The organism is Streptomyces sp. NPDC111802 (assembly GCF_055634335.1).
This window is the reverse complement of sequence record NZ_JBVKCZ010000006.1, coordinates 183,803-206,963: the sequence shown is the minus strand read 5'-3', so window position 1 is coordinate 206,963 and position 23,161 is coordinate 183,803. Positions and strand designations below refer to the sequence as shown.

Below are 23,161 nucleotides of genomic sequence, written 5' to 3'. Positions count from 1 at the left end.
CCCCGGCACGACGAGACCCACGGAGGGCTCACCCATGTCCGTTTTCGCCGACCTTGTTCAGCAGCTGGCCGATCTGCTCGCGCCGCTGTTCGGCGCCTCCGCGGCCGCCGCCGCGATCGTCCTGTTCACCGCGTTCGTACGGCTGCTGGTGCATCCGCTGTCCCGGGCCGCCGCGCGCGGGCAGAAGGCGCGGGCCGAGCTTCAGCCGAAGATCGCCGAGTTGCGGAAGAAGCACGGCAAGAACCCCGAGAAGCTCCAGCGGGCCGTACTGGAACTGCACGCCGAGGAGAAGGTGTCGCCGCTGTCCGGGATCCTGCCCAGCCTGTGCCAGCTGCCCGCGTTCTTCCTGCTGTACCACCTGTTCTCGAACACCACGATCGGCGGCGGGGCGAACGAACTGCTCACCCACCAGCTGTTCGCCGCGCCCCTCGGCGACCGATGGGCGGACGCGCTCGACGGCGGTGGACCGTTCGGCGGCGCGGGGCTCGTGTACGTCGGGCTGTTCGTGGTCGTCGCCTGCGTCGCCGCGTTCAACTACCGCCGTACGAAGCGGATGATGGCCGCCAATCCGGCGGTGCCGGTGGCCGATGGTGCGCCGGTGCCGGGGATGGGGGCGGTGACCAAGGTCATGCCGTTCATGTCCTTCTTCACCCTGGTCACCGTGGCGGTCGTACCGCTGGCCGCCGCTCTGTACGTGGTGACCAGTACGGCGTGGAGCGCGGTGGAGCGGGCCGTGCTCTATCGCTGAGCTCCGGTGAACCGCGGAGGCCTACGGTCCAGTACGTGAACCGGGTATTGCGGACTGGCCGTGGACCTTGGAGGATCGACCAGTCCTCCGATGGCTGCACCCATCGGCGGGCGCCCGCGATCGAGGGAGATTGTGATCATGAAGCTGCTGCGAGTCGGTACGGCGGGTGCGGAGACGCCTGCGCTGCTCGACGCCGAGGGGGTTCTGCGGGACCTCTCCGGGGTCGTCCCGGACATCGACGGAGCGTTGCTCGGCGATGACGCGGCTCTGGGACGGATCCGCACGGCCGCGGACGCCGGGGAGCTGCCCGCGCTGGACGCCACCGGCCTGCGCGTGGGACCGCCGCTCGCGCGCATCGGCAAGATCGTGTGCATCGGGCTGAACTACCACGACCACGCCCGGGAGACCGGCGCGGAGCCGCCCGCCGAGCCGGTCATCTTCTTCAAGGCCGCGGACACGGTCGTGGGTCCGAACGACACGGTGCTGGTCCCGAGGGGGTCGACCAAGACCGACTGGGAGGTCGAGCTCGCGGTCGTCATCGGCCGTACGGCTCGCTATGTGGAGTCCGCCGAGCAGGCGCTCTCGCATGTCGCCGGGTATGCGGTCGCGCATGACGTGTCCGAGCGGGAGTTCCAGATCGAGCGCGGCGGTACATGGGACAAGGGGAAGAACTGCGAGACGTTCAATCCGCTGGGGCCGTGGCTGGTGACGACGGACGACGTGCCGGATCCGCAGAAGCTGTCGCTCAGGCTGTGGGTCAACGGTGAGCTGAAGCAGGACGGGACGACGGCCGAGCAGATCTTCCCGGTGGGGGAGGTCGTGCGGTACGTCAGCCAGTTCATGACGCTGTATCCCGGTGACGTCATCAACACGGGGACGCCGGCGGGGGTGGCCATGGGGGCGCCCGAGCCCAAGCCTTTCCTCAGGGCTGGGGATGTCGTAGAACTGGAGATCGAAGGCTTGGGTAGGCAGCGTCAGGAGCTGAAAGGTGCGTAGCCTGATGTGAGAAAGGAGGACCCTATGACCATCGCGCAGACCGAGGTGACGCTCGAGGAGTTCGAGGCGTTCGATGCCGCGGCACCGGAAGGCCTCCACGTCGAGCTGATCAACGGGAGGGTCCTCGTGACTCCGGCTCCGGACGGTGACCACGACGAGAACGTGGTGTTCCTCAGGAAGCAGTTCGAGTCTCATGATCCGGAACTCGTCCTGTACCACGAGCGCGGGCTGGCCGTTCCCGCGTACCGGGCAGGGCGTGCCCGGGTCGACGGTGCGGTCGCCCCGCTCGGCTACTTCCGTGGACAGCCGTCCTGGGCAGACCCTGTCGGAGTCCTCCTTGTCGTCGAGGTGACGTCAGGCAGCGAGAGGGACGCAGACGTCGACCGTGTCGACAAGCGTGACGCCTACGCCCAGGCCGTGCTGCCGGTCTACCTGCTGGTCGACCGGCACCGCGGCGAGGTGGTCGTGCACTGGGGTCCTGAGGGCGGCCGCTACCAGCACTCGGAGAAGGCGGTCTTCGGAGCGAAGCTCCGGCTGCCCGAGCCCTTCGGGTTCGACTTGGACACGTCCGACCTGGTGTGACGGCTACAGGTCCAGGAACCGCTCCAGCGCCTCCATCACCATCCGGTGGTCCTCCAGCTGCGGCAGCCCGCTCACCGTCACCGAGCCGATCACGCCCACGCCCTCGACGTTGATCGGGACCGAGCCGCCGTGGGCCGCGTAGGTGTCGGGGTCCAGGCGGGAGGAGTCCTCGAACGTCGTGCCCTTGGCGCGGAAGCGGGCGCCGACGATGTAGGAGGAGGTGCCGTAGCGTTCCACCACCCGGCGCTTGCGGGCGATCCAGGCGTCGTTGTCCGGGGTGGAGCCGGGCAGGGCGGCGTGGAAGAGCTGCTGGCCGGCCCGGTGGATGTCGATGGCGACCGGGGCCTGGCGCTCCCGGGCCAGCTCGACCAGCAGGGAGCCCAGCGCCCAGGCGTCGTCGTGGGTGAACTGCCGGAAGACCAGGCGCCGTTCCTGGGCCTCCAGCTCCTCCAGGGGCGGGGTGATCTCCGGGTGGAACTTCGGGGTGATCTCCGGGTTGTGCGTCTTGTGTGTCACAGCGTCACCGTCACTCCGTCGCGGGCCGAGCGGCTCGCCGCCTCCAGTACGTCCAGGGTGGCGGCCGCCTCCAGGGCGGTCACCGGGTTGGGGCCGCCGTCGCGCAGGGCGTGGGCCACGGCCGCATAGTAGGCGGGGTAGTCGCCGGGGAGGGTGGGTTCGGCGCGGCCGCCGCCGGTCAGGGGGGAGTCGCCGGCGCCCACGCGGCCCCACAGCGACTCGGGTTCGACGCCCCAGTCCGTACCGGCGCCGGGGCGCAGGCCCTCGCGCAGCGCCGCCTCCTGGGGGTCCAGGCCGTACTTGACGTAGCCCGCCTTGGAGCCCAGCACCCGGAAACGCGGGCCGAGTTGGGCCGTGGTGGCGGAGGCGTACAGATGGGAGCGGACGCCGTTGGCGTGCGTGAGCGCGATGAAGGTGTCGTCGTCCGTCTCGGCGCCGGGGCGGCGGACGGCGGCCTCGGCGTACACGTGCGTGACGGGGCCGAAGAGGACCAGCGCCTGGTCGACGACATGGCTGCCGAGGTCGTACAGCAGACCTCCGATCTCTGCTGGGTCGCCGGACTCCCGCCAGCCGCCCTTCAGTTGTGGACGCCAGCGTTCGAAGCGGGACTCGAAGCGCCATACGTCGCCCAGCTCGCCCTCGGCCAGGAGACGGCGGAGGGTGAGGAAGTCGTTGTCCCAGCGGCGGTTCTGGAAGACGGAGAGCAGCAGGCCGCGTTCCCCGGCGAGCGCCGCGAGCTCGCGTGCCTCGGCCGCGGTGCCGGCGATCGGCTTGTCGACGACGACCGGGAGGCCCGCCTTGAGGGCGGCGGTCGCGAGCGGGACGTGCGTCTTGTTGGGAGACGCGACGACGAGCAGGTCGAGGTCGGTGGCGTGGGCGAGCAGCTCGTCGGGCGTGGCGGCGACGCGTACGTCCGGGTGCTCGGTGCGGGCCTGCTTCTGCCGCTCGGGGTTCGAGGTGACCACCGTGTCCAGGGCGAGCCCCTCGGTGGTGGCGATCAGCGGAGCGTGGAAGACGGAGCCGGCCAGGCCGTAGCCGACGAGGCCCACGCGCAGGGGAGTAGCGGTCGTGCCGGGAGTGCCAGTCATGCCGTCTACTTTCGCAACGCTGTTGCCAAAGTGCAAGCGCGGGGGAGAATGGTCGGGTGACGGGTGGCTTGGAGAGGGCGAAGGACGGGGGCGGCGGTGCTGATGCCGGTGCCGCGGGCGGCGGCGGGCCGGCGGGCGCTGTGACCGGGGGCGGGGTGAGCGGCCCGGGCGGCGCTGTCGTGGGGGCGCCGGCCGGTGGCGTCGTGGGCGTGAATCTGGGCGCCCTGCGCAGTCACAACGCCGCGCTCGTGCTCGATCTGCTGCGCACGGCCGGCCCCGAGGGCATCAGCCGGCTCGAACTCGCCGAGCGGACCGGGCTCACCCCGCAGGCGGTCAGCAAGATCACCGCCCGGCTGCGCGAGGAGGGGCTCGCGGCGGAGGCGGGGCGGCGGGCGTCGACCGGGGGCAAGCCGCGCACGGTGCTGCGGCTGGTGCCGGAGGCCGGGCATGCGGTGGGGGTGCATCTGGACCGGGACGAGCTGACGGCCGTGCTCTGTGATCTGACGGGCACCGTGGTGGCCCGGCGCAGCGCCGCACTGGATCTGGGGGCCGGTGCGGAGACGGTCGTCGAGCGGACGGTGCGCGAAGTGGCGGCACTGGCGGGCGACGGCGGCCGACCGGGTGCCGGGGGTGGGGGGCCGGCCGCGCACCCAGCAGGTTTGAGCGACCGTCGCTCTGACGGCGCGCAGGGAATCGCGCGACCGGCGCCGGTGCTCGGGGTCGGTGTGGCGCTGCCCGGACCGCTGGACCATCGGCGCGGGGTGCTGCACCGGGTCACCGGGTTCCCGGAGTGGAACGGCTTCCCGCTGCGGGACGTCCTCGCGCGGCGGCTGTCGCTGCCAGTCGTCGTCGACAAGGACACCAACGCCGCCGCCCTCGGGCTCGCGGTCGGGGGAGCGGCCGGGGCCTTCGCGTCGTTCGCGTATCTGCACTTCGGGGCGGGGCTCGGCGGGGGGCTCGTGATCGGCGGAGCGGTGCACCGGGGCGCCCGTACCGGGGCCGGGGAGTTCGGGCACCAGGTCGTCCAGCTGGACGGGCCGCCCTGCGGGTGCGGCAACCGCGGCTGTGTGGAGGCGCTGTGCCTGGCCGCGGTGGCGCGGGGCGACCTGGCGGAGGCGGCGCGGGTGCTCGGCACCGCGGCCGGCAACCTGGTCGCCCTGCTCGACGTCGACCTCGTCCTGCTGGGCGGCCGCACGATCGCCGCGGCGCCCGAGACCTTCCGGCGCGGGGTCACCGCCGTCCTGGAGGAACGCGCCGGGCGCGCGGGTGAGGACGCGGTACCGGTACGGGTCGCCTCCGACGGGGGGCGGGGGGTCGCCGAGGGCGCGGCGCAGCTGCTGCTGGCGCCGTTGTTCGGGCGGGCGGAGGGGTGAGGGCGGGCGTGTGAGCTGATCGGGGTGCGCTGAACGAGGGGACTTGCGGCGTCGTACGGAATGGCTCCACCCGTAGCCGCTCCCGCCCGGCATGATCATGTGACCATGCGACTGCACACATCTGTCCCCTTCTGCCTCGCAGCAGCCGCCCTCCTGGCCGCAGCGCCGCCGGTGCGCGCGGAGTCTCCCGAACTGCCCGGTTGTGCCACCGACGACGGCGCCTTCCCCCTCACCACCCGCCTCCACGGCGGCCCCGCCTCCTACCCGGCCGGCGGCGGATTCGGTACCTGGTACCTGGACCTCACCAACACCACCGGCCGGACCTGCACCGGCATCCACCCCGTAGTCGTCCTGGTCGACGCCAAACGCGCCCTCAAGCCGTCCCAGCCCCGCCTGGAGTTCTACGGCACCCCGGACGGAGCCCGGGATGGTGCCCCGGACGGAACCCCGGACGGCACCCGCCCCCACCCCGTCCGCTTCGAGACCACCGACGAGGACGAACTCGTCGGCGCCTTCGACGGCTTCCCCGGTTTCACCGTCGGCCCCCGCAAGACCCTCACCGTGAAGGTCCGGATGGCGGTCACCGCGGACGCCGTGGCGAACGTCGTCACCGCCAACGCGGCCGTCGTACAGCGCCACGAGGGCGACGGCGACTGGGTGGGGCAGTCCAACGAGTACCGCTTCAGGATCAAGGCCAACCCTGCCGGCGCGGCGGACGACCCGTCCGGTACGGCCGCCCCGACCGACCCCGCCGACCGTGACGCCTCGGCGAACCCGGCCCACCCGTCCGACCCGGACGCCTCACCGCCCCCCGGCACCGACTCGACCCGCCGCGAGCTCACCCTCGCCGACGAACTGGCCCGCACCGGCCTCACCTCGAACCCGCGGGCCACCGTCGCCGCCGCGGCCGCCCTCCTCCTGATCGGCGTCGGGTTCCTCCTGGCCCGAAAGCGCCGCTGAGGCCGCCGCCGAAGCGGCCCGCCCCGTCTGCGACGATCCCTGCGTGGACTACCCGAACGACCAGGCCCCCGGCGCCCCCGTGCGCCACGGCATCCCGGAGCACGGCCGCATCCCGAAGTACTACGCGGTGAAGGCCCGGCTCGACCGGCTCATCGGCGAACTCGGCGAGGGCGACCCGCTGCCCACCGAACGCGACCTCTCCGAGAGTTACGAGGTCGCCCGCGAGACCGTCCGGCAGGCGATCCGCGAGCTGGTGCTGGAAGGGAAGCTGCGGCGGCAGGGGCGGGGCACCGTCGTCGCCGGCCCCAAGCTGGAACAGCCCCTCTCCCTCGCCAGCTACACCGAGGGCGTACGGCGCCAGGGCCGCACCCCCGGCCGTACCCTCGTCACCCTCGACCGCTTCCCCTGCCCCGCCGCCCTCGCCGCCGAGACCGGCCTCGAACGCGGCGAGCCCGTCTGGCACCTGGAGCGTGTCCTGCTCGCCGACGACGAGCGGGTCGGCCTGGAGAGCACCTACGTCGCCGTGGCCCGGGTGCCGCGCCTCGACGCCGACTTCGACCCCGACTCCTCCTTCTACGCCTTCCTCGACCGGCAGGGCATCGGCTTCGGCGACGCCGACGAGCGCATCGAGACCGTGCTGGCCACCCCGCGCGAGGCGCTGCTCATCGGCACGCCGCCGGCCCTCCCGATGCTGCTGATCCACCGCGTCTCACGGGACACCGATGGCCTGCCGCTGGAGCGGGTGCGGACGCTGTACCGGGGGGACCGCTTCTCCTTCTCGGCACATCTGCGCGGCTGAAACGTCCGGAAATGACCCTGTTCCGCGACCTCTCGAATATCACGAACAGATAACGGGTCTAGTCCAAACGTGATAGCCAGTTCACGCTCTCGTTGGCAGCCGGACCTTTCCGGTTCCCCGATCCCGAGGAGCGTGGCCGTCGTGAGAGTGATAGTCGTCGGAGCCGGCGTGGTGGGCACCATGCACGCCTGGCAAGCAGTGGAACGCGGCCATGAGGTCGTACAGATCGAGCGCGAGGCGGAGGCTCGCGGCGCGTCGTTGCGCAACTTCGGCCAGATCTGGGTGAGCGGACGCGCGGGCGGTGAGGAGCTCGAAACCGCCCTGCGGGCCCGGGAGTTGTGGGAGGAGATCGGGGGCCGTGTGCCGGGCCTCGGCTTCCGGCCCAACGGCTCCCTGACCCCCGTCCGCGGCGACCTCGAACTCGCCGTCGCCGAGGCCGCCGTGGCCCGCGAGGACGCCGCCGCCCGCGGTCACAAGCTGCTGACCCCCGACGAGGCGCGCGCCCTGAACCCCGCCCTGCGCGGTGAGTTCACCGCCGCCCTGTACTGCGAGCGGGACGCGGCCGTCGAGCCGCGCACCGCACAGCTCGCCCTGCGCGCGGAGCTGCTGAAGTCCCCGAACTACACCTTCAAGCCCGGCCGGGAGGTCCGCGAGGGCATCGGCGGCAGCGCTGTCCGCGACGACCACGGGGACGTGCACAGCGGCGATGTCGTCGTCCTGTGCACGGGCGCCTGGCTCGGCGGCCTGGTCCGCGAGCTGGCCGGACCCGACCTGCCCGTGCGCCGCGTACGTCTGCAGATGATGCAGACCGACCCGCTCGGCGAACCGCTGACCACCTCGGTCGCCGACGCCGCCAGCTTCCGCTACTACCCGGCGTACGCCTCCGCCGCCCTGGACGCGCTGAGCGCCGGTCGGCCGCAGACGGAGACCGCCGCGGCCCACCGTATGCAACTGCTGATGGTGCAGCGCGCCGACGGCGGCCTGACCATCGGCGACACCCACGAGTACGAGCACCCCTTCGCCTTCGACACCGTCGAGGACCCCTACGACCACCTCACCGAAGTCGTCGAGTCCTTCCTCGGCCGCCCGCTGCCGAAGGTCCGGCGCCGCTGGGCGGGGGTGTACGCCCAGTGCACCGACCCGGGGCGGGTGGTGCACCGGCAGCAGGTGCGCGACGGGGTGTGGCTGGTGACCGGGCCCGGCGGGCGCGGGATGACCTGCTCGCCCGCGATAGCCGAGACGACCGCGAACGAACTGGGTTGGTGACAGACATGACGCTCCATCAGGACATCCGGCTGGTCGTGCTCGACATGGCCGGTACGACCGTCGCCGACGGCGGCCTCGTCGAGCGGGCCTTCGCGGCGGCCGCCGCCGAACTGGGCGTCGAGTCCGGCTCCCAGGACCACGCCGACAAGCTGGCCTACGTCCGCGCCACCATGGGCGAGTCCAAGATCTCCGTCTTCCGGCACCTGTTCGGCGACGAGGAGCGGGCGCAGCGCGCCAACGCGGCCTTCGAGAAGGCGTACGGCGCACTCGTCGACGGCGGGCTCGTCGCGCCGATCCCCGGCGCCCGCGAGACCATCGAGGAACTCCAGGCCGGCGGCCGCAGCGTCGTCCTGACGACCGGTTTCGCCCGGGTCACCCAGGACGCGATCCTCGACGCGCTCGGCTGGCAGGACCTCGTCCCCCTCACCCTGTGCCCGGCCGACGCCGGGGGCCGGGGGCGGCCGTACCCGGACATGGTCCTCACCGCGCTGCTGCGGACGGCGGCCGCCGACGACGTCCGGGAGATCGCCGTCGTCGGCGACACCTCCTACGACATGCTCAGCGGGGTCCGCGCGGGCGCGGGCCTGGTCGCCGGCGTCCTGACCGGCGCGCACGACGCCGACGCACTGCGGAAGGCCGGGGCCACCCATGTCCTCGGCTCGGTCGCGGAGTTGCCAGGGGTGCTGACATGAGCGGCATCCGCTTCGAGTCCGTCAGCGTCGCCTACGACGGCAACGTCGTCCTCGACTCCCTCGACCTCACCGTCGAGCCCGGCGAGGTCATGGCGCTGCTCGGACCGTCCGGATCCGGCAAGACCACCGCGCTGCGGGCGGTCGCCGGGTTCGTACGGCCCGCCTCCGGGCGGGTGTTCCTCGGCGGCCAGGACGTGACGGACCTGCCGCCGTACCGGCGCGGCATCGGGATGGTCGTCCAGCAGTACGCCCTGTTCCCGCACATGCGGGTCGAGGAGAACGTCGCCTTCGGACTGAAGGCCCAGAAGAACCCGAAGGTCTCCAAGGCCGAGATCCGCACCCGGGTCGCCGAGGCCCTGGAGATGACAGGCATGGCCGCCTACGCCCGCCGCTACCCGCGTGAGCTGTCCGGCGGCCAGCAGCAGCGCGTCGCCATCGCCCGCGCGCTCGCCATCCGCCCCGGCGTCCTCCTCCTCGACGAGCCGCTGTCCGCCCTCGACGCCCGCCTGCGCTCCGGCATGCTGGCCGAACTGGCCCGGCTGCACCGCAAGTTGCCGGAAGTGACGATCCTGTACGTAACCCACGACCAGGTCGAGGCGCTCACCCTCGCCGACCGAATCGCGGTGATGGACAGCGCCCGCCTCCAGTCCTGCGGCACCCCGCGGGAGCTGTACCGGGCGCCGGCCAACGCGTTCACGGCCTCCTTCGTCGGCAACGCCAACCTGCTGCCGGTGACGGTCGGTTCGGGCGGCGTCGTCTTCGGCGGCGGCGAGCTGAAGGTGGACACGGAGGGCGCGGCGCGGGGCGCGAAGGCGACGCTGTGCGTACGGCCCCACCTCGTCGGCCTCGGCGACGGACCCAACCGGCTCGCCGGGACCGTGACGGAGATCCAGTGGCGCGGGTCCACCCATCGGCTGTACGTCGAGGTCGACGGCCACCGGGTCATCGCCGACCTGCGGGAACTCAAGGACCCGCCGGAGCACGGCGACGAGGTGACCTTGCACTTCGCGCCGGAGGACGCGGTGCTGCTGACGGCCGGAGTCACCCATGACTAGAAGGCTGCTGTGGGCCTGCCCGCCCGTCGCCCTCCTCGCGCTGGTCTTCCTCTACCCCCTCGCCCTCGTCGTCCAGCAGTCCCTCCAGCCCGACACCGGCGGCACGTCCTTCCAGCCGTACGCCGACGTCTTCGCCTCCGACTCCTTCCGCGAGGCCCTGTGGACCACCGTCTGGCTGGCGGCCGGCTCGACCGTCGGATGCCTGGTCCTCGGCTTCGTGATCGCGCTCGTCATCGCCTTCGTGCCCTTCCCCGGGGCACGGGCGGTGGCCCGCTTCATCGACGTCTTCCTGTCCTTCCCGTCCTTCCTGATCACGCTGGCCCTGCTCTTCGTCTACGGCACCGTCGGCATGGCCAACGGCCTGTGGACCGATGTCACCGGCGCCCAGGACGGCCCCTTCCAGTTCCTCACCACTCCCTGGGGCGTGCTGCTGGCCGAGATCACCTACTTCACGCCCTTCGTCGTACGACCGCTGCTCGCGGCCTTCTCCCAACTGGACACCGCCCAGCTGGAGGCGGCCGGTTCGCTCGGCGCGCGCCCGCTGCGCATCGTCCGCCGGGTGATCCTCCCCGAGGCGGTGCCCGCTCTCGCCGCGGGCGGCAGCCTGGTGCTGGTGCTGTGCCTCAACGAGTTCGGGATCGTCCTGTTCACCGGCGTGAAAGGCGTCACGACCCTGCCGATGCTCGTCTACAGCAAGGCGATCCTGGAGTCCGACTACCCGGGCGCCTGTGTGGTCGCCGTCGTCAACGTCCTGATCTCCGTGGGCCTGTACGGCCTCTACCGGGTGGTGAGCCGCCGTGCTGGTGCATAGCCGCGGGGCGAAGTGGGCCGTATGGCTCCTGTTCCTCGTCCTGTTCCTGCCGCTGTTCGCCCTGCCGCTCCTCGTCGTGCTCGGCGCGTCCTTCGCCACCAACTGGTCGAGCGTGCTGCCCTCCGGCTTCACCACCGGGCACTACTCGGCCGCCACCCGCGGCGAGGCCCTCCAGGCCCTCACCACCAGCCTCCTCACGGCCGCCGCCGCGAGCCTGCTCGCCCTCATCGCCGGAACGTGGGCCGCGCTCGCCGCGGCCGGACTCAGGAGGCGGCACCGCAGAATCATGGACGCGCTCTTCGTCCTCCCGGTCGCCGTGCCGTCCGTGGTCGTGGGCCTCGCGATCCTGGTCGCCTTCTCCAAGCCGCCGTTCCTGCTCAACGGCACCCGCGAGATCGTGATCCTCGCCCACACCGTCCTGGTCACCGCCTTCGCCCACCAGTCCGTGTCCGCCGCCCTCGCCCGCCTCGACCCGGCGTACGAACAGGCCGCCGCCTCCCTCGGCGCCCGGCCCGGCTATGTCCTGTGGCGGGTCAGGCTCCCCCTGCTGCTGCCCTCCCTCACCGCCGCCGCCGGCCTCTGCTTCGCCCTGTCCATGGGCGAGTTGAGCGCCACGATGATGCTCTACCCGCCCGACTGGACCCCGCTTCCGGTCCTGATCTACGCGGCCACCGACCGCGGTGCCCTCTTCGCCGGCTCCGCCCTCGCGGTGGTCCTGATGACGGCGACCCTGCTCGCGCTGTTCGCCGTCTCCCGCGTCCGCACCAAAGCCTCGTACCGCTGACCGACACCCGCTGATCAATCCCCCCTCCCGTGCAAGGAGTTCACCTCGTCATGCCCAGAAACACCCTCAAGATCGCCCTCGCGGTGTCACTCGCCGCCACCCCGCTGCTGACCGCCTGCGGCGGCAAGTCGGCCGCCTCCGACGAGAAGGTCGTCACCGTCTACAGCGCCGACGGCCTCAAGGGCGAGAACGGCGACGGCTGGTACGACCGGATCTTCAAGGACTTCGAGAAGCAGACCGGCATCAAGGTCGAGTACGTCGAGGGCGGCTCGGGCGAGATGGTGCAGCGCGCCGCCCGCGAGAAGAGCAACCCGCAGGCCGACGTGCTCGTCACCCTCCCGCCCTTCATCCAGCAGGCCGACGGCAAGGGCCTGCTCCAGAAGTACGCCCCCAAGGGCTCCGACCAGGTCAACGGCGCCGACAAGGGAGCCGACGCCACCTGGACCTCGGTCGTCAACAACTACTTCGGGTTCGTCTACAACAAGAAGGAGCTGAAGCAGCCCCCCACCACGTGGGAGGAGCTGCTGGACGGCAAGTACAAGAACAAGCTCCAGTACTCCACCCCGGGTGTCGCCGGCGACGGAACCGCCGTCCTCATCAAGGCGATGCACGACTTCGGCGGCCGGCAGCCCGCCCTGGACTACCTCGGCAAGCTCCAGTCCAACAACGTCGGCCCGTCCGCCTCCACCGGCAAGCTCGCCCCCAAGGTCGACAAGGGCGAACTGGTCGTCGCCAACGGTGATGTCCAGATGAACTTCGCCCAGTCCAAGACCATGCCGAACCTCGGCATCTGGTTCCCGGCGAAGGAAGGCGGCAAGCCCACCACCTTCGCCCTGCCCTACGCCGCGGGCCTCGTCACCGACGCCCCGCACACCGAGAACGGCAAGAGGCTCCTCGACTTCATGCTGAGCCAGGACGCCCAGCAGCAGGTCAGCGAGATCGGCGGCGGCTTCAGCGCCCGCCAGGACGTCAAGGCCACCGACGCCAACGCGATCGCGCTGGCCAAGATCGTGGAGGGCGTCGAGGTCTTCGAGCCCGACTGGGACGACATCGACAAGAACCTGACGTCGTACGTCGACGCCTGGAAGTCGGCCACCGGCAGCTGAGCCGCCTCCTCAAGGCCACACAGCAGGGCCATATCACCAAGGCCACACCTGCAAAGCCGCATCACCGCAACGCCCCTGGCACCACCACCGGGGGCGTCGCCATGCCCGCACCCACCCGCCCCAGGAGGATCACGTGACGTCACATCTGTCCCGCCGCACCGTCCTCACCACCACCGCGGCGACGGCCGCCACCCTGGCACTCGGCACCGCCAGCGCTTCCCAGGCCCACGCCGTCCCCACGCTCCCGAACGGCACCAGCACGGACAAGGTGCTCGTCATCGGCATGGACGGGCTGCGCCACGACCGCATCGACGCGGCCGACGCCCCGCACCTGAAAGCCATGATGAGCGAGGGCACCTACGGCACCTCGCTGCTCTACGCCGGCCCGATGGCCGCCACCTCCTCCGGCCCCGGCTGGTCCACCATCTCCACCGGAGTGTGGCCCGACAAACACGGCGTCAAGGACAACACCTTCGCCGGCAAGAAGTACACCCAGTACCCCGGCTTCCTGGCCCGCCTCGCCCAGGTCCGCCCGGCGCTGTCCACGTACGCGGCCGTCGACTGGAAGGCCCTGGACACCCAGGGCACCGTCACCCCCGGCGCGGACGCCAAGCTGGTCCTCGACGGCGACGCCGACGTCTACACCGGGCACGACGCCACCATCGCCGGCGAGGCAGAGGCGATCATCCGGGACCAGAACCCGGACGTCCTGTTCGTCTACTTCGGCCAGTCCGACATCGTCGGCCACAACCAGGGCGCGGGCAGCCAGGCCTACCTCGACCAGATCGCCGTCCAGGACACCTACCTCGGCCGGCTGCGCGCCGCGATCAAGGCCCGGCCCGGCTACGCCGCCGAGCGCTGGACCGTCATCGTCGCCACCGACCACGGCCACCTCGACGCGGGCGGCCACGGCGGGTCCTCGATCGAGGAGCGGCGCACCTTCGTCCTCGCCACCGGCCCCGGCATCGCCGCGGGCGCCCGCCCCATCGACACCCGGCTCGTCGACGTCGTACCCACCGTCCTGGGGCAACTCGGCATCCCCCTCGACCCCGCCTGGGGCCTGGACGGCAAGCCGGTCCAGGAGCGGTCCACCGACCCCTTCGAGGCCCTGCGGCCCGCCCTGACCGGGCGGGTCGACGAGACCGGCATCCCCACCGGCGTGCTCGGCTTCACGCACACCGCCCCCACCGGCTGGTCCGTCATCAACAACGCCATGGGCACCGGCGGGACGACCGAGTGGCGGGGCTGGACCTTCGCCACCGACGAGTTCTGGTCCCGCACCCAGCGCGACCAGTGGCGTGAACTCAACGTCCGCGCACGCGGCGTCTTCGCGGTGGCCGACTCCGACGAGTGGTCCGACAAGAGCCTCTCCGGCACCTACGACTCGACCCTGGTCACCCCCGCGTACGACGTCACCGGCAAGAGCAGGGTGCGGCTCGACTTCACGACCCTCTATCGGCACGAGGGCCCCCAGACGGCCCAGATCCTGGTCTCCTTCAACGGCGGCACCCCCACCGTCGTCAGGAGCTACACCTCCGACGTCGTCTCGCAGCCCCAGTCGCTGGCCGTCGACGTCCCCTCCGGGGCCTCCAGCGTCAACTTCCGGTTTCGCTACACCGGGTCCAACAACTGGTACTGGGTGATCGACGGGGTCAGGATCAGCCAGTCCTGACTACGCTGGGGGCGTCGGTACGGCGTGGTTCCGGCGCCCCAGCTCGTCTCGTACGCAGGCCAGGAGAGTCACAGCACCATGGCAGACCGCAAGCCCATCGAGTCCTGGCTCACCGACATGGACGGTGTGCTCATCCACGAGGGCGTACCGATTCCCGGCGCCGACGCCTTCATCAAGAAGCTCCGCGAGTCCGGCAAGCCCTTCCTCGTCCTCACCAACAACTCGATCTACACCCCGCGCGACCTGCACGCCCGGCTGAACCGCATGGGCCTGGAGGTGCCGATCGAGAACATCTGGACCTCGGCACTGGCCACCGCCCAGTTCCTCGGCGACCAGCGCCCCAGCGGCTCGGCGTACGTCATCGGCGAGGCGGGCCTGACCACCGCGCTGCACGACATCGGCTACATCCTCACCGACCACGACCCGGACTACGTCGTCCTCGGCGAGACCCGCACCTACTCCTTCGAGGCCATGACCAAGGCGGTCCGGCTGATCAACGACGGCGCCCGCTTCATCTGCACCAACCCCGACGAGACCGGCCCCTCCGCCGAGGGCCCGCTCCCGGCGACCGGTGCGGTGGCCGCACTGATCACCAAGGCCACCGGCAAGCAGCCCTACTTCGCCGGCAAGCCCAACCCGCTGATGATGCGCACCGGCCTGAACGCCATCGGTGCCCACTCCGAGACCAGCGCCATGATCGGCGACCGGATGGACACCGACGTGCTGGCCGGCATGGAGGCCGGGATGCAGACCTTCCTGGTGCTCACCGGGCTGACCCGGCCCGAGCACGTGGAGAACTTCCCGTACCGGCCGTCCAAGGTCGTCGACTCGATCGCGGACCTCGTCGACCGGGTCTGAAACCCGGTACACCCGCAACACGACCCATACGGAGCAGTACGGGCCCCGCTGAGGATGCGCGGCCCGTACTTCGGGGGGAGTCTCCAGATAACTGGAGGTTCACGATGGGATCACTGCGGGTCACTCTCTGCGCGATCGTCGCCCTGGGCGCGGTCGCCGTCACCCCGGCGACACACGCGGCGGACGGGGGCTTCGAGATCGGCCCGTCGTCCCCGCGCCCCGGCGGCGACATCACGCTGCGGGTCAGCGGATGCCCGCAGCGGACCGCCACGGCCGTCTCCGAGGCGTTCGTCACCGATGCCCGCCTCACCGTCGGTGCCGACGGCACCCTCGCCGGCGAGAGCCGCATCCGGTCCACGGCCAAGACGGGCACCTACGACGTGAAGGTCGCCTGCGGGGAGACGTCCCGCACGGGCGCCGTCACCGTCGCAGTGAAGGGCGCGGAGCGCTCCGTACGGCACGGGCCTGAGCCTGCCGCCCCCGCCTCTCCCGTGGCCCCCGTCCGGGCCGGCGGCGGTGGCGCGTCACAGCTCGCCATGGTGGACGCCCGCGCGGCCGGGCCCGGCACGGCGCACACCGTGACCGGCCTGATCCTGGCGGGCGTCGCCGCCACGGCCGTGGCCCTGCGCAGCGCCCGCAGGAGCAGACGGCAGCGCTGACCATGACCGATCACGAACACCCCGCCCACGGCGGCCGCCTCCTGACGGGTGTCGCCTGGACCGTGCTGCTGCTCGGGCTGTGGCTGTGGGGGTGGGAGATCACCGATGTACGGCAGGGCGTGTCCGCGCCGGTCTCCGGTGACATCGCGGCGGTCGGACGGCCGGCGGCGCCGCGACTGCCGCCCGCCGCACGGCCGCTGGGCGACGCCCTGCCGCTGCGCCTCGACATCCCGGCGCTCGACCTGCGGGCACCGGTCGCCGCGCGGGGACTCGACGCGCACGGCGCGATCGATCCGCCGCCCTACTCGCAGGCCGGTGTCGTCGGCTGGTACGGGGCCGGGGTGAAGCCCGGAGCGCCCGGGGCGGCGCTGATGGCGGGCCACGTCGACACCAGGAGCAGGGCCGCCGTGTTCCACCGTCTCGGCACGCTCAGGCCGGGTGCGACGGTACGGGTGCTCCGCGACGACGGAAAAGTCGCCGAGTTCACCGTGGACGACGTCCGGGTCGTCCCCCGCGACCGCTTCGACGCCCACCAGGCCTACGGGGCCCACCGCACGGGCCGCGCCGAACTGCGCCTGATCACCTGCGCCGGCACCTTCGACCGGGCGACCGGCAGCTACACGGCGAACCTGATCGTCTCGGCGTATCTCACCGGCACCGGGCCGTAGGCCGCCAGCAGGGCCCACCTGGCCCGGTCGACGACCCGCTCCCCCGAAGCCGCCGACCGGGCTGGTCCTCAACCGCGGGCGCACGGGTTGCGGGAGTAACCCGGCGTCCGGCGCGGGAGGCCTGTGTGACCGCGGTGGAGACGGTCCGACCGGGGCTGCGGTCGTCCGGGGAAGACTCTAGAACGGAAGACGGCCGGGGCCTAGTGGAACGGGCAACGGTCCACTACGGGCATCTCTCGTCGTCCGCGGAGCGCCCGCTCGGTGAACTCCGGCCGGCGCTCGACTCCACGCTCGGCGACCTCGTGTGCCTCACGACAGGTATGTCAGGATTGAGCCTTGGAACGAAGCACCCGAGGGGGAGCTGGATGTACCTGAAGAGGGGGGCCTGGAGGGGCGTTCGCGCGCGGACGTCCGCGATGGTGCTGGGGGCGGCACTGCTGATCGCGGGCTGTTCGTCCTCCGGGGACGGCGACGAGCCCGACGACAGCGCCGGGGCCGGTATCAGTCAACAGCCCAAGGACACCGACCCGTTCTGGGTGAACCCGGACGGGAACGCGGCACAGCAGGTGGCCGCCTACGTGAAGGACGGCAAGAAGGAGGACGCCGAGGAGATCCGCAAGATAGCGCAGCAGCCGACGGGCGAGTGGATCGGCCCGGAGAACCCGGAGCAGGAGGCGCGCGGCTACACCGAGGCCGCCGACAAGGCGGGCCGTACGGCCCTGCTGGTCCTCTACAACATCCCGCACCGCGACTGCGGCCAGTACTCCCAGGGCGGCGCCGCCGACGGCGACGCCTACCGGGACTGGATCGACGGCGTGGCCAAGGGCATCGAGGACCGCGCCGCGACGGTGATCCTGGAGCCGGACGCGCTGTTGCACCTGGTGGACGGCTGCACCCCGGACGAGTTCCACGAGGAGCGCTACGACCTCCTCAAGGGCGCCATCGGCAAGCTGAAGTCGCTGAAGAACACCAAGGTCTACGTGGACGCGGGCAACGCCGGCTGGGGTCATCCCGACCAGATCTTCGAGCCCCTGAAGTGGGCCGGCATCGACCAGGCCGACGGCTTCTCGGTCAACGTCTCCAACTTCTACACGACCAAGGACTCGATCGCGTACGGCAAGCAGCTCTCCGGCAAGGTGGGCAACAAGCCGTTCGTGATCGACACCAGCCGCAACGGCAACGGCCCCTACACCCAGGGCGATCCGGGCGAGCGCTGGTGCAACCCGCCCGGCCGCGCGCTGGGCGAGACCCCGACGACCAAGACGTCGGACCCGCTGGTCGACGCGTATGTGTGGGTCAAGCGGCCCGGCGAGTCGGACGGCGAGTGCAAGGGCGGACCGAAGGCGGGCGAGTGGTGGGCGCAGTACGCCCTGAACCTCGCGAAGGCAACCAAGTAGTCCGCGGACACACTGGGGGCGCCCTCCGTCACGGAGGGCGCCCCCAAGTGCGTTCCGGCTAGGGGACCTTGACCCACTGGGCCTTGCTCGGTGTCCCCTGGTCGTCCGTCACGAACAGCATGTACCACCCCGACGGAACCAGATTGCGGTTCGTCGGCACGGTCACCTTGATCTTGTCGTCGGACTTCTCGAAGTCCAGCGCCACAGACCGCTGGTCCACGTCCGTCACATGCGTGGACGCGCTCGGCCGCATCAGCCGTACGTTCTCGATGGACGAGGCGTGCTGCGAGGTGAACGTGCCCGTCCCGCCCCGCTTGATGGTCTGCGGGCCGCCCGAGAGCGACGGCTGCGCGTCCCGGTAGAGATACGGCGGTGTGTAGATCTCGATGCGCTGCTCGAACTTGCCCGGCTTGGTGTTGGCCGCGTCGGAGTAGAGCGAGTCCGAGCCGAAGAACATCACGCGGCCGTCGGGCAGCAGGATCGAACCGGAGTGGTAGTTACGGCCCACCAGCGGGTCGGCGACCCGGTCGAGGTCGTTGCTGTCCGGGTGGTACAGGTGCGCCTGGAGGATGTTGGAGTCGCCGCGGCCCCGGTAGTCCTCGGAACCACCCGACACCAGCACGCTGTCGTCCGGCAGCACCGACGCCTGCGGATAGCGCGTGCCCTTCTCCAGCGAAGGCCCGTCCACGAACTTCGGGTCGTTCGCCTTCAGGTCGATGATCCGTGTCTTCTCGCTGGACTCCTTGGACTCGCCGACGCCACCGCCGCCGATCACCATGTACTTCTCGTCCTGCGCCGGCGGCAGCAGCACCGTGCCCGAGGTCTCCATCAGCTTGGAGTCACTGAGCCCGGGCAGCTTGCTGAACTTGTTGGTGGCCACGTCCCAGACGCCCGGTTCGCGGCCCACGTTGTCGGGGCCGTAGCCCGCGTTCGAACCCGAGTAGAAGACCTTGCCGTTCTCCAGCGGGAACAGCGCCGGGTACGTCGGGAACTGCCGCAGCTTCTGCAGATACGTCCACTTCTTGGTCTTCGGGTCGTACACCTCGTTCTTGCCCGGCACCAGCTGGCCGATGTCGTCGAGGCCGGAGACGCTGAGGATCTTCCCGTCGCCCAGGGTGGTGAGCGTCGGGTACCAGCGGGCCTCGTGCATCGGGTCGACCTTGATGTACTTCTCGGCGACCGGGTCGAACTCATAGGCGTCCCGGATGCCCTGGAAGTCCTTCTTGTCGAGGGCGAGCTTCTGCGCGATGCCGTACGTGTTGCGGGCGTCGGCGCCGGACAGGCCCTGGATGCGGTAGTTGTCCTGGGTGCCGGTCTCGTACTTGGCGCCCTTCTTCTGCGCCTCGACATAGATCCGGCCGAGGCCCGGGTCGTTGCGCAGGAACTCGCCGGTCGCCTTGTCGAAGACCTTCTTCGCACGCGGCACCAGCACCGGGTCCTTGGAGACGAAGGTCTTGCCGTTCTCCTTGCCGGTGAACTTGGTGCCCGCGGGCAGCGTGATCGGCTGGTCCGGGTTCTCGTTGTGGACGATCATCAGGCCGCCGGCCTTGGTGACGTCACCCTTGAGCTTCTCGTACCGCTTCGTACCGCCCGCGATCAGCAGGTTGCCGTTGGACAGCTGGGTGTGGCCGGTGCAGAACAGGTCGTTCGGCGTCGGCACCTTCTTGATCGTGCCCTTGACCGGGTCCCAGATACGGGTGTCGTACTTCTTCGCGTCGAAGTTGTCCTGGTTGTTGCCCGAACCCGCGATCAGCAGCACCTTGCCGGTGTGCAGGAGCGCCGCGTGAATCGTGTTCAGGCGGTACTCCTCGGGAAATTCGACGATCTCCCATTTGCCGTTCTCGGCTTTGTACTCGGGTTTGTTGATCTGGTACTGGTGGTATTTCTCGGTGCCGACGCGATAGAGCCACGGCCCGTTCATTCCGGCCAGCGCGAGTACCACCGCCGTACCTATCGCGAGTCGACGGGCGCGGCGGCGGCCTGCACGGTCGTTCATTCCTTACGTCCCCCAAGTCCACCAAGGGCGATCTGCATCGTCTGGTCATTGCCACCACTGCCACTGCCCGACGCGGCCCAGCTCGGCTTGTGCTGGCCGTGGGGTGCGTGCGGCGCGTGCGGCGTCGCGGCGTGCGCGGGCTGCGGCTGCGGCTGGTACGGCACCGCGGTCGCGCCGCCCGCCGCCACCGCGTCCTGCGGCCCGGTCTGGGCCGGCACGGTCGCGGCGGGCTTCTTCTTCTCCTGTCGCAGCATGTAGCGCCAGGCGAAGATCGGCGTCGCCGTGATCAGCATGGCAAAGATCGCCCAGATGATCATCGCGGGGTGCGAGTGCCCGTAGACGAACCCGGCGGCGATCGAGGCGCCGAAGATCGCGATGAAGTACCAGTGGTAGCGGAAGGTTCCGAACCACCGGTCGGGGCTCGCGGAATCGCCCTTGGGTGTCACCACGAACTTGCTCTTCTTGCGCAGCGCCGCGTCGAACAGCGCCTTCGCGTACAGCGGCGCCGACAGCGCGGACATCACCATGCCGGCCACACCGCCGGAGCCCTCGGGCTCGTGCGGCGAGACGTTGTGGCGGCGGTTCCAGACGTACAGGCCGATCTGGAGCGCGGAGGCGTTGCCGTAGAGCATCAGCCAGATCGTGGGGTCGATGTTCACACCCGAGGCGCCCAGGCCCAGGAACAGCGCACAGCTCAGCGCCGCCAGGATCCAGTTGAGGGCGGACATCGGGTAGAAGATGATCATCATCGTGTAGTTGAAGAGCTTGCTCGGCGGCAGCGAGTACCAGCCCTTCCAGTACTGCTTGAGGATCGTCTCGTACGTCCCTCGCGACCAGCGCATCTGCTGGGTGAAGAAGTCCGTCCAGGCGCTCGGCCCCTCACCGACGGCCAGGACGTCCGGCGTGTACACGGACCGCCACTTCTTGCCCGTCGCCGGGTTCTTGTGGCGGTGGATCTCGAAGCCGGTCGCCATGTCCTCGGTGATCGAGTCGTACAGGCCGCCGATCTGCTTGAGCGCCTTGATGCGTACGGCGTTCGACGTACCCACGAACATCGGGGCGCCGTACTTGTTGCCGGCGCGCTGGATGAGGGCGTGGAAGAGGAACTGCTGCGACTCGGCGGCCTTGGTGACGAAGTTGTCGTAGTTGCCGTACACCTGCGGGCCGATGACGAAGCCGACGTTCGGGTCGCGGAAGAAGCCGAGCATCCGCTCCAGGTAGTTGGGCAGCGGCACATGGTCGGTGTCGACCGAGGCGAAGAAGTCGTAGTCGTCGCCGTGCGCGTCGAGCCAGGCGTTGTAGTTGCCGTGCTTGGTCTTGGCGCGGTGCGGGCCCTTGGCCTGGTTCCACTTGGCGACGCCCTTGCGCGTGAAGTGGTGCACGCCGAGCCGGGCGCAGACCTCCTTCACCGCCGGGTCGTCGCCCTCGTCGAGCAGCCAGACGTGCATAAGGCCCCGGTGGCGCAGCTTGACGGCCGCCTCCAGGGTCTTGGTCACCATCTCCAGCGGCTCCTTGCCGGGCACGAAGGAGGTGAGGAAGGCCACTCTCGTACCGGTCTCCGGCACCACCGGGATCGGGTCGCGGGCGACCAGGGTGGCGTGAGCGTTGGACAGCACGTTCATGCAGCGGAAGAACTCGATCAGACCGATCGAGACGAGCATCACGATGTCGAGCGCCGGCAGGAAGTCGAAGGCGGGGTAGTCCCGTTCGGTCCAGTGCTCGGGCTGCAGCAGCCAGAACAGCAGGACGAGCGAGAGCACCGGGGCCGCGGCCAGCATCAGGGCGACCCTGATCCGGTGCGGCTCCTGCGAGATCAGCGAGCGGTACTGGACCCGGTACGGCTTGTTCGGGTCGGGCTGGGTGAGGGGACCGGCGAGCCGGCTGTAGTGCTCGTAGTCGTACTTCGGCAACGTCTTCTTGATCCGGCGGAACGCGCCGGTCCGAGTTTGCGAAGGCACCCTTAGCTGGGTGGTTTGAGACGGGTCGAAGTTCTGCCGGGCGCCCGTCGGCGTCGACGTCATGAGTCATCCCCCCACACGCAGGTCATCCGCGTGTCTGTCGGTTCCTTTACGACTGTGTCGGTCCCCCTCGACCTTCACAGGCGTATCAGTGGTGGGCCGCAGTCACCACATCTTCCACACCTTAGACATGGAAACGCGACCTTCCGGTTGCATCATGCCCCCCTCGGCATGCGGTCATGAACGGGGCCCCCTACTCCCCGCAAAAACCGGCAACCGGCTCCTTGCCCCCCAACTGCCGCGTATCCGCAGCATCTTGGTAAACCCATCCCCAGGGTTCTACGGCGTTCCACATGATCGCAAGATGCGAAACGAGGTGTTTACCGGTCATACGCGCTCATTGTGGCAGCTGTGGGGGTGTTGTGTACCCGTTGTGGACACGCGGGCGCGGATGTTGCCGAAGTGCTCTCGTATGGCCTCCTCTGCCCGTATCGCGTCGCCCGACTTCACCGCGTCCACGATCTCCCGGTGCTGCCGGCAGGTGACCAGGGGATCCTGCGGCCCGCCCCCGAGATCGGTGTGGACGCGGTGGAAGGCGTCCCAGAACGCCTCCATGACCTCGCCGAGCAGCGCGTTGTCCAGCCCCCGGTAGAGGGTGGCGTGAAACGCCCGGTCGGTCTCGGCGATGCCGTCGCCGCCCTGCGCCGCCTGCTCTTCCATACGGCCGACGAGCGCGTCCAGTTCAACGAGGTCGGCGTCGGGCAGCCGCCCCGCGAGCCGTGACACCAGCCCCGTCTCCACGGCCTCCCGCAGCTGCAGGAGCTGGAGCAGGGTGTCCTCGCCCCGGTAGTGCCCGGCGACCGTGCGGAAGGCGAGGCCCTCGACCATCGGGGCGAGGGACATCGTGCCGACGTAGGTCCCGAAGCCGTGCCGGATCTCCACGATGCCCATCGCCTGCAACCCCTTGAGCGCCTCGCGCACGGAGTTGCGGCTGGCACCCAGATGAGCCATCAGCTCGGGCTCCGTCGGCAGCGGGGCCCCGGAGGCCAGCCGGCGGTCGATGATGAGCTTCTTGATCCGCTCCTGCAGGTCACGCGCTGCCATGGCCAGAGGGTATCCGGCCAAACACGAGAACAGCCCCTTGCGTACGGGAGGGACTGGCTGCCTGAGCGCGAAA

At 70.5% G+C, this 23,161-nt stretch carries 22 protein-coding genes; 17 read left to right on the top strand and 5 right to left on the bottom strand.

The annotated features are described in order from the left end of the window. Window positions 1-34 precede the first annotated feature (34 nt). The 3 genes from ACZ7NC_RS08635 to ACZ7NC_RS08625 all read left to right on the top strand — a co-directional run bounded on the left by ACZ7NC_RS08635 (window position 35) and on the right by ACZ7NC_RS08625 (window position 2,326). A complete protein-coding gene (locus ACZ7NC_RS08635; protein ID WP_471486139.1) occupies window positions 35-748 on the top strand; it encodes a YidC/Oxa1 family membrane protein insertase in 714 nt (237 codons plus the stop codon). A 138-nt stretch (window positions 749-886) separates the two neighbouring features. Then, window positions 887-1,744, top strand: coding sequence for a fumarylacetoacetate hydrolase family protein (locus tag ACZ7NC_RS08630; protein ID WP_471486138.1), 858 nt, complete (start codon window positions 887-889; stop codon window positions 1,742-1,744). A gap of 24 nt (window positions 1,745-1,768) precedes the next feature. Continuing rightward, window positions 1,769-2,326 (top strand): Uma2 family endonuclease, encoded by a 558-nt coding sequence (locus ACZ7NC_RS08625; protein ID WP_471486136.1) that lies wholly within the window; start codon window positions 1,769-1,771, stop codon window positions 2,324-2,326. Window positions 2,327-2,329: 3 nt separating this feature from the next. Here the strand turns inward: ACZ7NC_RS08625 and ACZ7NC_RS08620 are convergent, their stop codons facing one another. Both ACZ7NC_RS08620 and ACZ7NC_RS08615 read right to left on the bottom strand, forming a co-directional pair. Next, window positions 2,330-2,842: a heme-degrading domain-containing protein gene (locus ACZ7NC_RS08620; RefSeq protein WP_471486135.1), complete on the bottom strand. Its 513-nt coding sequence runs from the start codon at window positions 2,840-2,842 to the stop codon at window positions 2,330-2,332. Beyond that, window positions 2,839-3,930, bottom strand: coding sequence for a Gfo/Idh/MocA family protein (locus ACZ7NC_RS08615; RefSeq protein WP_471486134.1), 1,092 nt, complete (start codon window positions 3,928-3,930; stop codon window positions 2,839-2,841). The genes ACZ7NC_RS08620 and ACZ7NC_RS08615 overlap by 4 nt, the downstream gene beginning before the upstream one ends. A gap of 155 nt (window positions 3,931-4,085) precedes the next feature. On the opposite strand from ACZ7NC_RS08615, the gene ACZ7NC_RS08610 reads away from it, so the two are divergent. From ACZ7NC_RS08610 to ACZ7NC_RS08545, 14 genes are all read left to right on the top strand, one after another. Continuing rightward, the gene (locus tag ACZ7NC_RS08610) at window positions 4,086-5,303 is read left to right on the top strand and encodes an ROK family transcriptional regulator (RefSeq protein ID WP_471486281.1); all 1,218 of its coding nucleotides are present in this window, start codon (window positions 4,086-4,088) and stop codon (window positions 5,301-5,303) included. A 105-nt stretch (window positions 5,304-5,408) separates the two neighbouring features. Then, complete coding sequence (locus ACZ7NC_RS08605) at window positions 5,409-6,263, top strand: LPXTG cell wall anchor domain-containing protein (protein WP_471486132.1); 855 nt, start codon at window positions 5,409-5,411, stop codon at window positions 6,261-6,263. A 43-nt stretch (window positions 6,264-6,306) separates the two neighbouring features. Continuing rightward, window positions 6,307-7,062, top strand: a complete 756-nt coding sequence (locus tag ACZ7NC_RS08600) for a GntR family transcriptional regulator (protein WP_471486131.1) — start codon at window positions 6,307-6,309, stop codon at window positions 7,060-7,062. Window positions 7,063-7,203: 141 nt separating this feature from the next. Next, entirely contained in the window at window positions 7,204-8,328 is a 1,125-nt protein-coding gene (locus ACZ7NC_RS08595; RefSeq protein WP_471486130.1) for a TIGR03364 family FAD-dependent oxidoreductase, read from the top strand. 5 nt (window positions 8,329-8,333) lie between these two features. After that, window positions 8,334-9,020 carry a phosphonatase-like hydrolase gene (locus tag ACZ7NC_RS08590; RefSeq protein WP_471486129.1) on the top strand — a complete coding sequence of 229 codons (687 nt, stop codon included), beginning with the start codon at window positions 8,334-8,336 and terminating at the stop codon, window positions 9,018-9,020. After that, entirely contained in the window at window positions 9,017-10,075 is a 1,059-nt protein-coding gene (locus tag ACZ7NC_RS08585; protein ID WP_471486128.1) for an ABC transporter ATP-binding protein, read from the top strand. Before ACZ7NC_RS08590 ends, ACZ7NC_RS08585 begins: the two co-directional genes overlap by 4 nt. Beyond that, window positions 10,068-10,886 carry a 2-aminoethylphosphonate ABC transporter permease subunit gene (locus tag ACZ7NC_RS08580; protein WP_471486127.1) on the top strand — a complete coding sequence of 273 codons (819 nt, stop codon included), beginning with the start codon at window positions 10,068-10,070 and terminating at the stop codon, window positions 10,884-10,886. Before ACZ7NC_RS08585 ends, ACZ7NC_RS08580 begins: the two co-directional genes overlap by 8 nt. Further along, window positions 10,873-11,670: an ABC transporter permease gene (locus ACZ7NC_RS08575; RefSeq protein ID WP_471486125.1), complete on the top strand. Its 798-nt coding sequence runs from the start codon at window positions 10,873-10,875 to the stop codon at window positions 11,668-11,670. The genes ACZ7NC_RS08580 and ACZ7NC_RS08575 overlap by 14 nt, the downstream gene beginning before the upstream one ends. 50 nt (window positions 11,671-11,720) lie before the next feature. Beyond that, on the top strand, window positions 11,721-12,776 hold the full coding sequence (locus ACZ7NC_RS08570) for a 2-aminoethylphosphonate ABC transporter substrate-binding protein (RefSeq protein ID WP_471486123.1): 1,056 nt from the start codon (window positions 11,721-11,723) through the stop codon (window positions 12,774-12,776). Window positions 12,777-12,909: 133 nt separating this feature from the next. Further along, window positions 12,910-14,448: an alkaline phosphatase family protein gene (locus ACZ7NC_RS08565; protein WP_471486121.1), complete on the top strand. Its 1,539-nt coding sequence runs from the start codon at window positions 12,910-12,912 to the stop codon at window positions 14,446-14,448. A 78-nt stretch (window positions 14,449-14,526) separates the two neighbouring features. Beyond that, a complete protein-coding gene (locus tag ACZ7NC_RS08560) occupies window positions 14,527-15,306 on the top strand; it encodes an HAD-IIA family hydrolase (protein WP_471486119.1) in 780 nt (259 codons plus the stop codon). A gap of 104 nt (window positions 15,307-15,410) precedes the next feature. Next, window positions 15,411-15,965 carry a hypothetical protein gene (locus ACZ7NC_RS08555; RefSeq protein WP_471486117.1) on the top strand — a complete coding sequence of 185 codons (555 nt, stop codon included), beginning with the start codon at window positions 15,411-15,413 and terminating at the stop codon, window positions 15,963-15,965. A gap of 2 nt (window positions 15,966-15,967) precedes the next feature. Next, window positions 15,968-16,633, top strand: coding sequence for a class F sortase (locus ACZ7NC_RS08550; protein WP_471486116.1), 666 nt, complete (start codon window positions 15,968-15,970; stop codon window positions 16,631-16,633). Window positions 16,634-16,998: 365 nt separating this feature from the next. Continuing rightward, window positions 16,999-18,030 carry a glycoside hydrolase family 6 protein gene (locus ACZ7NC_RS08545; RefSeq protein ID WP_471486114.1) on the top strand — a complete coding sequence of 344 codons (1,032 nt, stop codon included), beginning with the start codon at window positions 16,999-17,001 and terminating at the stop codon, window positions 18,028-18,030. Between the two features lie 58 nt (window positions 18,031-18,088). Here ACZ7NC_RS08545 and glxA read toward each other — a convergent pair whose 3' ends face one another. The 3 genes from glxA to ACZ7NC_RS08530 form a co-directional block, all read right to left on the bottom strand. Beyond that, entirely contained in the window at window positions 18,089-20,026 is a 1,938-nt protein-coding gene (gene glxA, locus ACZ7NC_RS08540; protein WP_471486113.1) for a radical copper oxidase GlxA, read from the bottom strand. After that, window positions 20,023-22,047 carry a glycosyltransferase family 2 protein gene (locus ACZ7NC_RS08535; RefSeq protein WP_471486111.1) on the bottom strand — a complete coding sequence of 675 codons (2,025 nt, stop codon included), beginning with the start codon at window positions 22,045-22,047 and terminating at the stop codon, window positions 20,023-20,025. Before ACZ7NC_RS08535 ends, glxA begins: the two co-directional genes overlap by 4 nt. Window positions 22,048-22,371: 324 nt before the next feature. Beyond that, the gene (locus tag ACZ7NC_RS08530; protein ID WP_471486110.1) at window positions 22,372-23,088 is read right to left on the bottom strand and encodes a FadR/GntR family transcriptional regulator; all 717 of its coding nucleotides are present in this window, start codon (window positions 23,086-23,088) and stop codon (window positions 22,372-22,374) included. Between the last annotated feature and the right edge of the window lie 73 nt (window positions 23,089-23,161).

Excerpts from the sequence above, each read along its gene's own strand:
- ACZ7NC_RS08635 (WP_471486139.1), top strand. The coding sequence starts at position 35 with ATGTCCGTTTTCGCCGACCTTGTTCAGCAGCTGGCCGATCTGCTCGCG.
- ACZ7NC_RS08630 (WP_471486138.1), top strand. The coding sequence starts at position 887 with ATGAAGCTGCTGCGAGTCGGTACGGCGGGTGCGGAGACGCCTGCGCTG.
- ACZ7NC_RS08625 (WP_471486136.1), top strand. The coding sequence starts at position 1,769 with ATGACCATCGCGCAGACCGAGGTGACGCTCGAGGAGTTCGAGGCGTTC.
- ACZ7NC_RS08615 (WP_471486134.1), bottom strand. The coding sequence starts at position 3,930 with ATGACTGGCACTCCCGGCACGACCGCTACTCCCCTGCGCGTGGGCCTC.
- ACZ7NC_RS08605 (WP_471486132.1), top strand. The coding sequence starts at position 5,409 with ATGCGACTGCACACATCTGTCCCCTTCTGCCTCGCAGCAGCCGCCCTC.
- ACZ7NC_RS08590 (WP_471486129.1), top strand. The coding sequence starts at position 8,334 with ATGACGCTCCATCAGGACATCCGGCTGGTCGTGCTCGACATGGCCGGT.
- ACZ7NC_RS08585 (WP_471486128.1), top strand. The coding sequence starts at position 9,017 with ATGAGCGGCATCCGCTTCGAGTCCGTCAGCGTCGCCTACGACGGCAAC.
- ACZ7NC_RS08580 (WP_471486127.1), top strand. The coding sequence starts at position 10,068 with ATGACTAGAAGGCTGCTGTGGGCCTGCCCGCCCGTCGCCCTCCTCGCG.
- ACZ7NC_RS08570 (WP_471486123.1), top strand. The coding sequence starts at position 11,721 with ATGCCCAGAAACACCCTCAAGATCGCCCTCGCGGTGTCACTCGCCGCC.
- ACZ7NC_RS08560 (WP_471486119.1), top strand. The coding sequence starts at position 14,527 with ATGGCAGACCGCAAGCCCATCGAGTCCTGGCTCACCGACATGGACGGT.
- ACZ7NC_RS08555 (WP_471486117.1), top strand. The coding sequence starts at position 15,411 with ATGGGATCACTGCGGGTCACTCTCTGCGCGATCGTCGCCCTGGGCGCG.
- ACZ7NC_RS08550 (WP_471486116.1), top strand. The coding sequence starts at position 15,968 with ATGACCGATCACGAACACCCCGCCCACGGCGGCCGCCTCCTGACGGGT.
- ACZ7NC_RS08545 (WP_471486114.1), top strand. The coding sequence starts at position 16,999 with ATGTACCTGAAGAGGGGGGCCTGGAGGGGCGTTCGCGCGCGGACGTCC.
- glxA (WP_471486113.1), bottom strand. The coding sequence starts at position 20,026 with ATGAACGACCGTGCAGGCCGCCGCCGCGCCCGTCGACTCGCGATAGGT.
- ACZ7NC_RS08535 (WP_471486111.1), bottom strand. The coding sequence starts at position 22,047 with ATGACGTCGACGCCGACGGGCGCCCGGCAGAACTTCGACCCGTCTCAA.
- ACZ7NC_RS08530 (WP_471486110.1), bottom strand. The coding sequence starts at position 23,088 with ATGGCAGCGCGTGACCTGCAGGAGCGGATCAAGAAGCTCATCATCGAC.